This window comes from Methylobacterium sp. CB376, from assembly GCF_029714205.1.
GTDB lineage: Bacteria > Pseudomonadota > Alphaproteobacteria > Rhizobiales > Beijerinckiaceae > Methylobacterium.
Map to the genome: position 1 here is coordinate 4,618,132 of NZ_CP121648.1, position 13,725 is coordinate 4,631,856.

At 69.8% G+C, this 13,725-nt stretch carries 16 protein-coding genes and 1 pseudogene; 2 read left to right on the forward strand and 15 right to left on the reverse strand.

The features are described 5' to 3' along the window. The 15 genes from QA634_RS21055 to QA634_RS21125 all read right to left on the reverse strand — a co-directional run bounded on the left by QA634_RS21055 (position 1) and on the right by QA634_RS21125 (position 11,100). On the reverse strand, positions 1-2,079 hold the full coding sequence (locus QA634_RS21055) for a terminase gpA endonuclease subunit (protein ID WP_012333895.1): 2,079 nt from the start codon (positions 2,077-2,079) through the stop codon (positions 1-3). Between the two features lie 63 nt (positions 2,080-2,142). Continuing rightward, complete coding sequence (locus QA634_RS21060) at positions 2,143-2,589, reverse strand: hypothetical protein (protein WP_012333896.1); 447 nt, start codon at positions 2,587-2,589, stop codon at positions 2,143-2,145. Positions 2,590-2,726: 137 nt separating this feature from the next. After that, positions 2,727-3,407 carry a hypothetical protein gene (locus QA634_RS21065; RefSeq protein WP_283026740.1) on the reverse strand — a complete coding sequence of 227 codons (681 nt, stop codon included), beginning with the start codon at positions 3,405-3,407 and terminating at the stop codon, positions 2,727-2,729. Further along, a complete protein-coding gene (locus tag QA634_RS21070) occupies positions 3,404-3,556 on the reverse strand; it encodes a hypothetical protein (protein ID WP_168169169.1) in 153 nt (50 codons plus the stop codon). The genes QA634_RS21065 and QA634_RS21070 overlap by 4 nt, the downstream gene beginning before the upstream one ends. Positions 3,557-4,058: 502 nt before the next feature. Continuing rightward, positions 4,059-4,595, reverse strand: a complete 537-nt coding sequence (locus QA634_RS21075) for a DUF2493 domain-containing protein (RefSeq protein WP_012333900.1) — start codon at positions 4,593-4,595, stop codon at positions 4,059-4,061. A 136-nt stretch (positions 4,596-4,731) separates the two neighbouring features. Beyond that, entirely contained in the window at positions 4,732-5,136 is a 405-nt protein-coding gene (locus QA634_RS21080; RefSeq protein ID WP_012333902.1) for a DUF7831 domain-containing protein, read from the reverse strand. 2 nt (positions 5,137-5,138) lie between these two features. Next, positions 5,139-5,681 carry a hypothetical protein gene (locus QA634_RS21085; protein ID WP_012333903.1) on the reverse strand — a complete coding sequence of 181 codons (543 nt, stop codon included), beginning with the start codon at positions 5,679-5,681 and terminating at the stop codon, positions 5,139-5,141. A gap of 4 nt (positions 5,682-5,685) precedes the next feature. Beyond that, complete coding sequence (locus QA634_RS21090) at positions 5,686-5,931, reverse strand: hypothetical protein (RefSeq protein WP_012333904.1); 246 nt, start codon at positions 5,929-5,931, stop codon at positions 5,686-5,688. Then, the gene (locus tag QA634_RS21095; RefSeq protein ID WP_018261519.1) at positions 5,928-6,167 is read right to left on the reverse strand and encodes a hypothetical protein; all 240 of its coding nucleotides are present in this window, start codon (positions 6,165-6,167) and stop codon (positions 5,928-5,930) included. Before QA634_RS21095 ends, QA634_RS21090 begins: the two co-directional genes overlap by 4 nt. Then, a complete protein-coding gene (locus QA634_RS21100) occupies positions 6,164-6,643 on the reverse strand; it encodes a GNAT family N-acetyltransferase (protein ID WP_012333906.1) in 480 nt (159 codons plus the stop codon). The genes QA634_RS21095 and QA634_RS21100 overlap by 4 nt, the downstream gene beginning before the upstream one ends. After that, complete coding sequence (locus QA634_RS21105) at positions 6,640-6,921, reverse strand: hypothetical protein (protein WP_012333907.1); 282 nt, start codon at positions 6,919-6,921, stop codon at positions 6,640-6,642. Before QA634_RS21105 ends, QA634_RS21100 begins: the two co-directional genes overlap by 4 nt. Before the next feature lie 578 nt (positions 6,922-7,499). Continuing rightward, positions 7,500-7,778: a hypothetical protein gene (locus QA634_RS21110; RefSeq protein ID WP_012333909.1), complete on the reverse strand. Its 279-nt coding sequence runs from the start codon at positions 7,776-7,778 to the stop codon at positions 7,500-7,502. 257 nt (positions 7,779-8,035) lie between these two features. Next, positions 8,036-8,299 (reverse strand): hypothetical protein, encoded by a 264-nt coding sequence (locus QA634_RS21115; RefSeq protein ID WP_012333910.1) that lies wholly within the window; start codon positions 8,297-8,299, stop codon positions 8,036-8,038. A gap of 961 nt (positions 8,300-9,260) precedes the next feature. Further along, a protein-coding gene (locus QA634_RS21120) for an IS630 family transposase (RefSeq protein ID WP_085984469.1) occupies positions 9,261-10,204 on the reverse strand; the annotation gives its coding sequence in 2 pieces (ribosomal slippage) (positions 9,261-9,868 and positions 9,868-10,204; 945 coding nt in all). A 179-nt stretch (positions 10,205-10,383) separates the two neighbouring features. Further along, entirely contained in the window at positions 10,384-11,100 is a 717-nt protein-coding gene (locus QA634_RS21125; protein WP_150108709.1) for a hypothetical protein, read from the reverse strand. 531 nt (positions 11,101-11,631) lie between these two features. On the opposite strand from QA634_RS21125, the gene QA634_RS21130 reads away from it, so the two are divergent. Continuing rightward, positions 11,632-12,472, forward strand: a protein-coding gene (locus QA634_RS21130; protein ID WP_085984499.1) for an IS5 family transposase whose coding sequence is annotated in 2 segments (ribosomal slippage) — positions 11,632-12,195 and positions 12,197-12,472 — 840 coding nt in all. Because the reading frame shifts where the segments join, the coding sequence is not laid out codon by codon here. Positions 12,473-12,491: 19 nt separating this feature from the next. Beyond that, positions 12,492-13,495, forward strand: a pseudogene (locus tag QA634_RS21135) (IS3 family transposase); the annotation flags it as partial. Positions 13,496-13,725 lie beyond the last annotated feature (230 nt).

The following is a 13,725-nucleotide window of genomic DNA, read 5'->3' on the forward strand; positions in this document are numbered from 1 at the left end:
CTATCTCCGATTGAAGCCGGCCGCGCGGGCCGCCATGCGAGACGAGAGGCTGTCCCGGAGGGATTTTTGGGCCACCGCCGCCTTCGCCGCCTGGAGCGGGGCCGCGGCGGGCGGGACGTCGTCCCCCACCGCCGGGAGCGGCGGGGGCGCCGTCTCGTCCCAATCGCGCATCACCCCATCGGGGATGCGCAGGACGTTGAGTAGGTAGCCAGCCGCCGCCGCCAATGCCTCGGAGTCGAGCCAGTGGTTGTCGCGGCTGACCTGGGTCCAGACCGGCTTGCCGGCGACGATCTCGCGGACCTCCGAGATCAGGTGCCGGCAGTAGCGCTCGGAGATGTCGAGCGGGAGGTGGAAGGAGCCCGGGCGTCCGACCGGCGTCTGGATCCGGCTCGACACCAGCGACTTGAAGTAGTCCGAGTCGAGGGTCGCCAGATCGACCGAGAACCGCGCCGCCTTCCCCTTCGTGTCGACTTCGTGCTTGCGGATCGTCATCGGCTGCGCCCGGGTCGGCATGCCCTTGGTCGGCACGACCAGCCAGTCGTAGCGGCGGGCGAAGGCGTAGACCCGGTGGACGTCCCCGGCATCCGGCTTGTCCGGCCGGAAGCCCGAGTCGATGAAGGCTTTCTCGACCCTCAGGCCGCCGTAGGGGGAGGTGAGCGCGTCCGCGAGGTCGTCCCAGACGTCCTCGCCGTCCGTGAGCCCCTGCAGCTCCTCCGCCTGGAGCAGCCAGGAGGCGCCGCGCGCGCCCCAGCCGCGGACGACGTAGAAGATCGACCGCTTCTGGACGTCGACCCCGGCGGTAAGGCGCATGACTTCGCGCGGCACGTCGCCCAGGCGATACGGGACGATCTTCGCCTTGATCGACTCGATCTTGGGGGCGTTCAGGGGCGCTTCGTTGTAGCATTCCCCGAAGCCGGCGTTGACGACCGTCTGGATGTTGGCGCTGTCCCCGCCCTGGACCGCCTCGACGTAGGCCGCGGCGCGGTCCCCGAGAGAGCGGAAGGGCGAGCAGAGGCCGGATACCCAGAAGCTGATCGTGTCGCTGGCGGGCGGCTCGCCCGTCACCGTCCCGTCCGCCGCGATCGCCTGCCCGGGCGCGACGTAGACGCCCGAGGCGTTCATGTCCGGCTTGTCCGCCTCGGTCAGGATGCAGCCGTTGCGGGGGCAGACGATGTGCGCCGTCTCGCGGGCCCGGGCCGGCGTCGTGTGCCGCTCGTCGCCCTTGCCCTCGTAGCCGAGGCACGAGAAGCGGGGGATGAAGCGCTCCTGACACTCCGGGCACCGCCACGTCCAGTGATACCGCGTGCCCGCCTGAAAGAGGCGCCAGACCTTCGACTCGAAGTCGTCGGCCGGCATCACCTTCCAGAATTCGAGACCCGAGACGGGGTCGATCTCCGCCTCCTTGGGGCCGCGCGAGGGCGTCGAGACGATCGCGTGCACGAAGTCCGCGTAGGTGTCGCCGCGGGCGTCGATCAGGCCGAAGGGGTCGCCCTGGCCGCGCACGTTCGCCAACATCTCGTCCGCCTCGTCCGTGACCGCGAGCGAGGCCGGGTCGGCCTTCAGGGCCGTCGAGGAGCCCGCGTGCGCGAGGCGCAGCGGGACGCCGCCGATGACCTTCCTCGTCTTCGTCATCCGCTTGCCGCGGCTGACCTTGTTGGCGAGCGTCGGGGCCTCGTCCAGCAGCCGCATGATCCGCGGCTCAAGCTGCTCCGTCAGAAACTGCCGGTTCGGGCCGACGTAGAGGATCGGGGCCGGATCCTGGTCGAGCCGGTGCCCGATCACGTCCAGCAGCGTCTCGGACTTGCCGCTCTGGGCGCCCATGACGCCGACCACCCGGCGGGCGCGGCGCTCCGCAATCGCCCGGCCGATCGGGACCGCGTAGGGCGTCAAGTACGGGTCGCGGGGGCCGGGATGGCCCGAGCTGGCGGGATACGCCCTGTTCTGCGCGCCCCAGGCGTCCGGGGTCAGCCGGGGGGTCGGGCGGACGAAGAGGGCGATCCGCTCCAGAAGCGCAGGAAGGTTCTTTCGCGCGTGCGCCCACCAGGTCGGCGCCGCGGCGGGCTGGTCACTGTCTGCCATCAGGGTGCCACGGGCCGGCGCGCGCGGAGCGCGCCGACCTTGCGAGGGAGGGAGCAGCGCCGGCTACCCGCGCAACGCGCGCGCTTCCCCGGCCGCTGCCTGCATCTTGTCCGCGACCAGGGTCAGCACCTCGTCGACGTGGGGCTGGAGCCGTTCCCGCTGCGCGATGTCCCGGGAGAACCGGCTCGGCATGTTCTTGAGCGCCGTCACCACCGCCCCGGTGAACTCGTCCATGACGCCCATCACGTCGAGGAGCGGGATCAGCTCGCCCTCGTCCTTGGCGATCCGCAGCTCGACCTCACGCTGCCGGGCCTGCTTGAGGCCGCTTTCGGCGGCGGTCTTGGAGCTGCGGCGGTCCTCGTCCCGGAGGAATTTGATGTAGCCCTGGACTGTCAGGATCAACGAGACTTTCCCCCGCACCGGAGGCGGGAACCAGCCCTCTTTGGCGAGCTGCCGGAGCCTCATCGTGCTCAACAGAAGCAGCCGCGCGGCCTGCTCCAGCGGGATCATCCCGGCATCTGACGGCTTTGAGTCTTCAGCCATTTGGACAGCCATTTCATGCAGTAAAGCCGGGATCGAAAAATCCCGAAAACGCGCCAAGAGCGCGAGCCTGGGACCCGCAACTTCCTGTACCAGCCAGACGGTCCCTAAGCCCTTCGGCCAGACTCGCCAGCCACCCCACCAGCCGAGCCAGCGAGCCCGTGGCGGTCGTCAGGGCCTTCCCGACAGGGGGAGGTACCGGGCGGAGGCGGACGCCCGCCAGCGACGCTCCTACGACGCGAGCGCGGGGAGCGGGGCGGGGGCGGCGGGCTCTCCCCCGGGAGGCCTGGGAAGGGGAGGCGGAAGCCGGCGGGGAGGCCGACCGCGCCGTACCGGGCCCGGGGCTGGGCGAAGACTGGGGAGGCGGCGGCCACCAGGGCGGTCCCGACCCCGAGGGCTGCGCCGCCGAGGGCGAGCACCCGGCGGTTGGGCGCCGCCTTGGGGTGGGCCGCGCTCATCCGCCGGCAGGCGTCCTCCGGGGTCAGGGCGACGGCGGCGACGAGGGCGAGGGCAGGGGAGCGCGAGAGCCCCTGGGTGCAGTGGATGAGCAGGCGCCCCGGGCGGAGGCCGAGGACGTCCAGGAAGACGCCCAGGTGGCGCGGGCTCGGCCCATCCATGCGCCCGTCGAACGCCGCCTCGATGTCGTGGAAGGCGAGGGGGAGGACGGGGACGGTGGGGATGAGGAGGGTGCCCCGGCCCGGGGAGCGGACCGAGACGACGAGGTCGGGCTTCCAGGCGTCGATGCTCTCGGCCAGGGCGTCGAGCGAGGTCGTGGCGATGGCGGTCACGGCGTCTCCTGGCGGGGCAGGCGCCAGTCCATGGCGACCCGGCCGCTGTCGGCGAGGAGCGGGAGCGCCCAGAGGGCGAGGGTCACGCCCACAACCCAGAGGGCGAGGGCGAGCATGTCGAGGGCGGCCTCCCGGGGGGGGGCACCCACGGAAGGCGCCCTTCAGGACGCCGCCCGGGACGGCGGCCCGCGCGGACTGGACCGCGGCTTGGTGGCTCCCCGGGGGGGCCCCGGGCGCCGGGGGCGCTAGGAGGGGCGTCCGGGGCTGCGCCCGGAAGGCCGGGGGGGGCGATCACATAGAGGGTCACCCCGTCCTCCCCGTAGGTGTGGGGGGCAGGCTCGCGCAGCTTGGGGACGTGCACCAGCTCCGGGGGCAGGTCGACCCGGAGCATGTGGCGTCCGCCGAGCGGCGTCCGGCACGCCTCGAAGCGCCCCTGAGCGTCGGCCCGGATCCTCAAGGCCATCTGCTTCGGCGACCATGCGACCGCGAAGCGGGGCCAGCCGTCGAGGCGGGCGATGGCCTCCGGGGCGAAGGTCAGCGTGACCTTCTCGGTGCCGCCGCGGACGCAGCAGGTCCCGAAAGCCACGGGGGAGGAGACGGTCGCCTTGGCTCGCGGCGCCAGCTCCTCGAAGTCGTCGTCGTCGAAGCCGGTCATCGCGTGCCCCTCCCGAAGCGGCCCGAGCGCGGGACGGGCCGCGGGGCGCTGGTGCGCGCGCTGCCCTCGGCGGCCGGGGCGGGATCGGCCCCCTGCGGGGCTTCAGTCCCCTGCGGGGCGTCCGCCCCCGTCTCCCCCACGACGTCCGGGAATAGCAGGGGGTTGTCCTCCAGCGGGGGCTCGTCCTCCTCCGGGACCTGGATGACCCGGACCTTCGCCGCCCGGGCTTGCCGCAGCAGGTCCGCCGTGCCGGCGCCTCCCTCGAAGGCGACCACCAGATCGGGGCGGACGAGGCGGAGCATCAGCCCGTTGCGGTCCGGGCCGGCGAGCTTGCTGCGCCCGACCCAGTTGGCGGGGCAGATCACCCGGTCGATCCCCCGGGCCTCGGCCCAGCGGTCCGCCAGCGTGTCCGCGCCGGTCGCCCCGCCCGTGACGACGAGGGTGAACTTGTGCTCCGCTGCGAGGGCGTCCAGCCGCTCGCGCAGATGGCGGGCCCGGGCGTAGTCGCGCCCGCCGCAGATGAGAACTCGCATGTCCGGTCTGGTCCCCGGGGCTGGTCAGTGGATCGTGCCGCCGGGCGGCGCGCCCTTCGGGGCGCGGGCCATCCGCGCCGCCATCGCCAGGAGGACGACGGCGGCGAGCGCATTCGAGAGGAAGCGCGGCATGGGTCTACCTGTCTGCCGGTTGAGGGGTGGGAGGGTCTAGAGCCGCCCGCAGGCGCTCCAGCGCCGCCCAGACCGCGGGGGCGCGGGCCGGCAGCTCCGCCCGTCCCGTCCCGATGTTGCGCTTCGGCCAGACGACGTCCCCGCCCGCGGCGAGGTGGTCCCGCAGGCGGCGGTAGGGCGCGACCCAGAGGCGGCGAACCGTCTCCAGGTCGTCGTCCGAGAGGTAGGCGGCGGGGTAGGTGGCCGGCGCCCGCTTGGTCACGAGGCCGACCGCGTTGGGCTCGCCCCGCATCTCCTTCGCCTGCCCGCCGAGGCCGACCCCGGCGCTGTTGTCGCCGTAGACGTAGAGGGTCGCTCGGTTGGCGCGCAGCGTCGCCCGGGTGATCCCGGCCTCGTAGCGCACCGGCACGGTCAGAAGCCGATCTTCCCGGCCATGCCGTTCAGGACTTCGACGTCGAGGTGGCCGACCTCGCCCTGGAAGGCGCCGTAAGCGGCCTTCGAGATCATCTCGTCCGGGATGAACAGCCCCGAGCGCTGGACCGCGATCGGGAGCCGCTTGCTCCCGGCCCGGGCGTAGACGTGCCCCCCGAGGTTGAGCGGGACGCGCGCCGGGAAGCGCCCGCCGCGGGTGAACGTCCCCGGGAAGACGTGCCGCTGGTTCCACGGGGCGGCGCTGACGCCCGCCCGCGTCTCTCGCGCGCCAAAGTATTTCAGGCGGATATTGCCGCCGGCCGACTTGATTTCGTAGGTCGGCGAGCCGGAGCTTGCCCGCTTCTTCTTCAGCGCCTTGCTAACCGTCCGCTTCTTCAGGCCGGTCTGCCCCGGCATGACTTGCTTGACGTGGGCGTGCGCGCGGTCGCCGATCTGGTTGAGCGCCTGGGTCGCGCCGGAGAGCGCGGCCTTCGGATCGACCTTCCAGCCGCCCCAGCCCTGCTTCGCGACGTTGATGCCCATCGGTCTACTCCTCAGCCGGTTGATCCGTCAGCGCGCGGAGGTGCGCGAGGACGAGCGCGGCGCCCATCGCGATCCCGGCCTCGAGCTGGCCGGCGCCCCAGGGGACGCGCTGCTGGGACGCGCGGATCGCGTCGAGCGGGTGCGGCGCCCCGGCGGCGAGCGCCGCGTTGAGGCCGGTGGCGAACGGGTCGGCCGCGGGCCGCTCCGCCGCCCAGGCGGCGAGCGCGGCTTCGAGATCGCGGGGGGTCACAGGACGTCTCCGAATTCCAGGCGCGGCCGATAGGCCGGGCGGCCGACGAAGATCGCCGGCAGGGTTTTGGTCTGGCTCAGGCCGTCCTCTCCGACCCAGTACCAAGTGAGGGACTTGCCGTCCCAGCAGCGGTAGGGGCCGGGCTCGAAGGGGCGCTTCGCGTGGAGCGAGGCCGGGAGGGCGTCGTATGCCTCCCGGGTGAACATCCGGTCCCACTCGTTCATCCGGGGCTTCACGACGGCCTCCGCATCAGGACCGCGCCGGGGACGTAGGTCGCGCTGCAATCGAGCACCGGCCGGAAGCCGCGGCGGCCCCAGAAGCGGGCGGCGACCGGGTCGAGGGCGACGAGCGAGCCGGACCGGAACAGGGCCGCCCAGGCGAGGAAACGCCGGATCGCGACGTCGGCCAGCCCGCGCCCGCGGGCCTCCGGGACGAGGGCGAGGTCGTGAAGCCACAGCGTCTCAGGCTGCGGCGGGGCGTCCAGCTCCGCGGTCAGGGGCGGCGCGGAGAGGTCCCAGGGGTGCGCGAGCAGGTAGCCGTAGACCCGGGCGCCCGGGGGGGCGACCAGGACGAGGCCCGTCCCGATCTGCCGGCGCGCCGCGAGGGCGTCGATGTCCTCCCAGAGCTGGGAGGGGTAGACTTCGGCCGCGAGCGCGGCGACTGCGGGGACGTCGGCGTGAAGCATCCCGCGCCAGTAGAAGGAGGCGGTCACTCGCCCGCCTCCCCGTCTTTGGGAACGAGCGACAGGTGCGGCCGCTTCCTGGCCGGGGTCAGGGCGTCCGCCTCGTAGACCGCGAAAGCCGGTATCGGGCCCGGCCGCGGGCCGGTCAGGATGCCGATCGCCTCCGCGAGTGCGGACAGGACCAGCCCCCGCTCCTCTGTCCCCGGGCAGAGAACGCATCCCATGCCCTGATCGTCCAGGGGGCCCAGGACCATCGCATCCTTGCCCTCGACCTGAACGGTGACGGTTACGGCGGTGTAGAGGCCCACGGGCTGGTCCCTCGTGATGGCGCCGCTGTTCGCCCGGCCCGCCCGAGGGCGATCCGTGGACGGGCGGGGCTTCGCGACGGGCCGGCGCCATGCGCCTTCCGCCGCTCGCGGCTCTCCCCGCTGGTATCTCGTTAGACGCTGGTCCGGGTGCCCCGGCGCCGCCCCTTCAAGGGGCGCGCCGCGTCGAGGTGGCCCGGGCGGACGCTATAGTCGCCGCTCGCGTGGCGCTGGAGCGTGTCCCCCGGGTGAAGGACAAGGCGCCGGTCGAGCAGGTGGACGATCAGCTGCCGGCCCTCGCTGCCGGCCCAATTGAGGGCGCAGACCCAGGGGTCGCGCTCCCGTTCGGGCAGCCGGCCGGTGAACGTCCAGGCGCCTACGACATCGGCACCGAGAGGGCGAGGCGGAGGAGGAGCGCAATCGCGGCCCCGGCCGAGACGAGAGCGAGGCTGACGATCAGCAGGCATGACGTGGCGTCGTCCATCTCGGGCATGGCGCCTCCGGGCGATCGTTCGCGAGGCCCGGCCGCGGCACCGCTGCTCATGGCCGGGCCTCGCTGGCGGGTGGAACGGCCCGCCGTCTCAGGGGGCCGCGAGGATCAGCGCTTGCACGCGCCGGTACTCGGTGGCCGCGTTCACGAACAGGACCCCGATCAGGCCGAGCCAGACGACGGTCGCAGCCACCAGGAGCGAGTAGAGCAGCCTGGCGCGGAGCGCGCGGTCCCAGGACGGGCGCCGGGCGACGCCGTAGTGGGTCACCGACTGCCCGTCTCCGAGGTAGGTGTCCCGGGCGTGGAGCCCGAGGCCGATACAGCCGAGGGCGTCGTGGATCAGGAAGGCAACGGCGAGGGGGAGACGCACGGGGCAACCTCCGGGGGGACGTAGGCCGGCGCCCGGGCGGCGAGCGGCTCGCCGCGCGCCAGGGCGAGGGTCGCGCGGAGCGCGCGGACCTCTTCGAGGACGACGGTGAGCTGGGCGTGCTGCGGGGACGCGGGAGGGAGGTGAGGCGCGCGGTCAGCAGGCGCTCCGTCATCTCCCCGAGCTGCATGATGACCTCGGTCAGGCCGTCCGCGTCCAGCTCGACCTCCTGCGCCCCGGGCGCGTCGTCGTCCGTAAGGTCAACCATCGTGCGGCGCATTGGCGATGTCCTCCCCGGAGACGAGCGGCTTGTACCGGCGGTCGTGGACCGAGACCTCGATCGCGGAATGCCCGCGGACGAGGAAGCGCCGGAACTCCAGGACCGCCTTCCCGTGGACGCGGCTCGCGTGAAGGACGACCTCGCCGCTCCGGGTCAGGGACACCTCGACCTCCAGCTCGCTCCCGGCCGCCTCGGCGGCACGAAGGAACAGCTCGAAGGCGCTCAGGGCGAAAGGGGCGGTCATGGCTGGTCCGGGTCCTCTGATCCTGGTCTGGTGCGCCCCGGTGCTGTGCGGGGAGGCCGGGGCGCACCTACTCGCGATCTGCCGGGACCAGACAGCGGGGCGAGGTCTCAGTCCGCGAGGGCGGCGACGAGCAGGATTGAGCCGTCGACCGCGATGGCGGCGAGGGCGATGGCGTAACCTGCGACCAGCGCGCCAGCCGTGAGGACGGTCAGGAGCGCGGATCGCAGGAGGCGCAGCGGCTATCTCATCGGCGGCTGGTGCATCAGCCCTTGGCGGGTAGAGGCTTCGGCAGCCGGGTTGAGAAGCGACCGACGAGGCACTCGTCGAGGTCGGGCGCGGACCGCTCGGCAGGGATACGGGACTTGAGACGGTCTCGAGCCAGTTGGGATATCGAGACGCGCGGGCTCACACCCTGGCTGAGCGCTTGGTGTTTCATCAGGGCACCGAGGAAAGAAGGAAGCCGTCCCGAGCGATGCCATGGGTGGCCGCATCGCATGCTCGCGCGCTCCTCAAGGGAGCGCGATCACGGCGATCCTGACCTGGGGCATCTGGTCGGAAGTGGTGGGAAGGCGCTGGCGATTTCGCACAAGCCGAGCCGTAACTCGGGCGGGAGAAAGCCCAAAAATGGGTCGGGCGGCAAGAGCTACGTTTTTGGAAATGCCGAAATTTGCGTTATGAAATTTTGTAACGCCGTACATCGCTGATTTTGTCAATTTTCTCAGAGGTTTGAACGCGATTGCGGACGCGATTTCCATAAAGGCAAATGCACAGAAAGTCGTTACGTCGATTTGTAACGCAGTATGTTTTTTGGCGCGGCGGCAGCGGTTTCGCGGGGGGGGGCGGCATACGGCTTGATTCGGCTTGGGCTCGGCGTCGGCACATCGCATGGTGCGCGCATGACTCACTTGCCCGGCCGCGCCTGAGCGGCCGGGCTTTTTCTTCAGCTTAGAGCATTTTCGGTTTAATCTGGATCATAGCCTGCCGCGGCGAAGAAGTTGGCGCACTCGTCGGGCGTGACGGTGTCGACGAGCCTCCCGATGGCCGACCAGAGCCCCTCGACGGTGCGCTCGGCGGCCTTGCGCAGGAGCGCCTTGAGCTTGGAGAAGGCCATCTCGATCGGGTTGAACTCGGGCGAGTAGGGCGGAAGGAAAAGCAACCGCGCACCCGCCGCTTCGATGGCGGCGCGCACGGCTGGCCCTTTGTGGCTGCCCAGGTTGTCCATCACGACGATGTCGCCGGGCTCGAGTTCAGGCACCAGCACGTGCGCGACATAAGCCTGGAAGGCGTCGCGGTTGATCGGACCGTCCAGCACGAAGGGTGCGGTGATCCCAGACAGGCGCAGACCCGCCACGAAGGTGGTCGTTTTCCAGTGACCGAGTGGCACGGGCGAGCGCAGTCGCTCGCCGCGCGGCGCGCGCCCACGCAGGCGGGCCATGTTGGTCGAGATCCAGGTCTCGTCGAGGAGCACGAGGCGCGCCGGGTCGAGATCGGGCTGGCCCTCGAACCACGCCTCGCGCGCCTCTCTCACGTCCGGGCGATCCTGCTCGGCGGCGTGGGCTGTCTTTTTCTGTACGTCAGGTCACGCTCATCGAGAAAGCTCCACAGCGTGCCCAGCCCCACCGTGAGATCCCGCTCATCCCACAGCCGGGCGCGCATCTCTTCCAGCGTGATGTCGTCGGTCTGTGCGATCAGGGCGCGCAGAAAGGCCTCGTGCGGATCAAGCTTCGAGCGGCGCGCCCGGCCCTGCGGACGCGCCGCCACCGTTCCGGTGGCCGTGAGGGCGGCCATCCAGCGGATCGAGGTCGCGATCCCGACCCCGAAGCGCGCCGCCGCCTGCCGACAGGAGGCCGCCGCAGCGGCATCCACCACGCGCTCACGCAGGTCCTGGCTGTAGGGTCGGCCCATGCATCGCTCCTCGTTCAGAGCGGTCAGTGAATCACCCCGAACTCGATCCGCAAACCCCGCGGTGACTCAGACCAAACCGAAAAAGCTCTAGCGTTACAGTTGCATTTTCTGGCGTGTCGACCGGCGCTTTGTGTGGCTGGGCTTATCGCGTCCCGCGCTCCACCTCGTCGCCGACAAGGTCAGCGGGCTCGTGCACCGCCCCGAACCCCCTGGGTAATTACGAGGGCGCGGTTGTTTCCTTCGTTGACCGACCCGTCCAGGAGGGCGATCTTTCGATCGAACAGCGCGACCAGAGTATCGATTGCCGCAGCGCGTTCGTCGTTGGCAAGCTGTGCGGCCAAGCGCTTCACGACGTCAATGATCGTCCCTTGGTCTTTGGTTCGTTCGAGACCGAGCTCACGAATATATGCCGTATGGTCGCAAAACAGTTCATTATGCCGGACAAGTTTGCGATTTTCGGACATGCGCGCAATTCGTCCATAGACATTCTCAATGAACCGTGCACTGGACTGTGTTGCTTCGGCTTCTCCGGTGGATTCGGGTGCGTCGAACAGAGAGGGCGGGTCGAGCCCTTCGCCCGCAAAGGGCAAAGCACCCGACTCGATCGCATATTTCAGGTGAAGCAACTCCAGATTATAGTGGTCCATGAAATTAGAGGTCGTCAGTACTCTGGTGAAGTAGCCAATATTTGGAGTATAGTCGATAAAATCTTGTTGATTGAGCTTGATCAACGCATCTCGGATAGGCGTTATCCCGAGGGAGTGGTGCTTCCGGCGAAGCTCGTCAGTTTTGAGCTGACTGCACACACCAAAACGATTGTAGATGATTTCGCGTTTAATAGTTGCATAAGCTCTTTCTGCGGCCGAGCCGTCTCTTGCGTCCATCTTGTCATCCACGCTGTTCGTGCACTTGAGCCAACCGTCACTGAAACCCGCTCGCGGGGACAGTTCGACGGGTCCGTAGATCAGTCCCGCTCTTCATCAGGCGATGGCGCACCCGCCGGGTCGGCGGGGTCCATCTTTTCGCGATCTGCGCAGGCCCTCGGCACCGGCGCCTCTTGAGCAGAGGCAGGACCGCACGACAGGCCGATGGCATTTCCGGCAGGCTTCATGGCTATCTCCGGTCATGGGAGGAGGCCCTGATTGGTGGACGTTGGATGCGCTAATTTAGTTAACAAAAAATTGCGAGTCACAATTCTCTCTCAAACCCCCTCGTGCTCGGCCGCGGCGTTGCAAGGGGGGAATGAAAGCCTCATTCAAACGGAAGAACCGAGTGCCCGCCTGCCCTTGCCGCTTTTTCCGTCTGCGGCAAAATGATATAATCTGTCAAAGTGGAGAGCCGAAAATGAAAGATTCGGTCAAACTGGAGAGCCAGGGCGTCTCTGAAAAGGGGTTCACAGGGGCGGTGTGAGCGCCCATGTGGTCGGGATGCGACACTTTGAACTGACCGATGCGCAGTGGGAGCGGATCGCCCCGCTGCTACCGCCGCAGAAGCCGCGGACGGGCCGGCCTGCCGAGGATCACCGTCGGGTGCTCAACGGGCTTCTCTGGATCCTGCGCACGGGCGCCCCCTGGGAAGGTCTGCCGACCCGCTACGGGCCTGTCGGCACGGTGTCGAGCCGGTTGTACCGCTGGCGCAAGGCGGGTGTGTTCGACCGCGTGCTCCGGCGCTTGAAGGCGCAGGCGGATGCTCGCGGCGAACTCGACTGGGACCTGCACTTTGTGGACGCGACGGTGGTGCGCGCCCACCAGCACGCTGCCGGCGCACGCCGGCTTGGCGCCCTCGGGGGTGAGGGCACGGTCGAGGGCATGGGCGAGGCGCTCGGGTGCAGCCAGGGCGGGTTCTCGACCAAGCTGCATCTGCGCGCTGAGGGGCATGGCAAGCCGATAGCGGCGGTCCTGACGGCTGGCGAACGCCACGAGCAGTTTGCGCTGGACGCGCTGGACGCGCTGATGGACAAGGGTGCTGTGCGGCGTCGGGGATGTAGCCGCCCCGCGCCTGCGTCCGCGCCGGGCGGCGGGAGACCGAGGCTACTCCAGCCCACCCGCCCGCCGCCGGCTCAAGCAGCGGCGGGTCGAGCCAGTCATCCCGACCCGCAGGGACCGGCCGCGTCAGCCCCACTTCGACACGGCCGCCTACCGGGAGCGCAACAAGGTCGAGCGGCTGATCAACCGGCTCAAGCAGTATCGCCGCATCGCGACCCGCTACGAGAAGCGGGCCGCCAATGGTACTCCCCCGGTTTCACGGACACCTCTGATACGCTCTTAACGGGCGGGGATGGCGCCGGATGGCGGAGACGAGACGGGAGTTACGCCCGAGTTCAAACGCGAAGCGGTCGCCTTGCTGGAGAGCAGTGGCCGATCGCAGATGCAGATCGCGGCCGAACTCGGGATCCAACCCTCCATGTTGCGGCAGTGGCGCACGGCGCTGCGCGAGGTCTCGCCTCGACCGCGGTCGGCAGGATCGGCGGGAGCGTCGCCCACGAGCCCCGTCGCATCCCCGGCAGATCAGGCGGCCGAGATCGCCCGCCTGCGGCGTGAGCTCGACCGGATGCCCATGGAGCGCGATGTCCAAAAAAGCGATCGGCACCTTCGCGGAGATGCCCAAGTGACGTTCGCCTTCGTCGAGCAGCATGCGCGCACCTGGCCGGTGCGTCTCATGTGCCGCGTGCTCGGAGTTCCCCCCAGCGGCTACTACGGCTGGCGATCACGCCCCGAGAGCGCCCGGTCGGCGTTCAACCGCCAGCTCCTAGAGGATATTCGGCGCATTCATGTCGGGCACCACAGGCGCAACGGCGCGCCTCGGATCCATGCTGCGCTGCGGGCCGAACGCCGATCGGCCAGCCGCGGGTGTGAGCGGGCGGGTAGAGCGCCTAATGCGCCGTTACGGCATCCGGGCCCTGGCGGGCCGCCGGTTCCGGCCCTGCACGACCGACAGCCGTCACGAGCTGCCGATCGCCCCGAACCTCCTGAAGCACGACTTCTCGGCGGTGGGGCTCAACACGGTCTGGCTGGCGGACATCACCTACTTGCCGACCAGGGAAGGCTGGCTCTCCCTGGCTGCCGTGCTCGATCTCGCCACGCGCAAGATCGTCGGCTGGTCCATGCGCGATCACATGCGGACCGAGCTGACCTTGGCTGCTCTGCTGATGGCGGGCCAGCGACAGCGGCCAGCTGTCGGGCTCATCTGTCACTCGGACTGCGGCGCCAATACGCAGCCGAGGCCTATCGCAAGCAGCTCGCCGGCATGGGGGCGAGGCCATCCATGAGCCGGACCGGCTGCTGTTACGACATCTATGGACGCCTCCCGCGGCAAGGTATTCCTCAGCGACGACCACGACCTTGGGTGCGTGAATCTATCCGGCCTGTCGGTGGAGCGATCACGCCCCTGGCCTCGATGGGGTCCGCTTCTTCCGTCCTCATAACGCTAGCGGCCTCGAAGGCCGTGTCGTAGGTCAGGATCGGAAGCGGCGGCCCACGCCGTGTCGCCATCGTCGGTCACCTCGCACGCATCGCCGCTCG

Bases quoted from the DNA above. Each gene is read 5' to 3' on its own strand.
- QA634_RS21115 (WP_012333910.1), bottom strand. From the start codon at position 8,299: ATGACCGCCCCTTTCGCCCTGAGCGCCTTCGAGCTGTTCCTTCGTGCC.
- QA634_RS21055 (WP_012333895.1), bottom strand. From the start codon at position 2,079: ATGGCAGACAGTGACCAGCCCGCCGCGGCGCCGACCTGGTGGGCGCAC.
- QA634_RS21075 (WP_012333900.1), bottom strand. From the start codon at position 4,595: ATGCGAGTTCTCATCTGCGGCGGGCGCGACTACGCCCGGGCCCGCCAT.
- QA634_RS21085 (WP_012333903.1), bottom strand. From the start codon at position 5,681: ATGGGCATCAACGTCGCGAAGCAGGGCTGGGGCGGCTGGAAGGTCGAT.
- QA634_RS21060 (WP_012333896.1), bottom strand. From the start codon at position 2,589: ATGATCCCGCTGGAGCAGGCCGCGCGGCTGCTTCTGTTGAGCACGATG.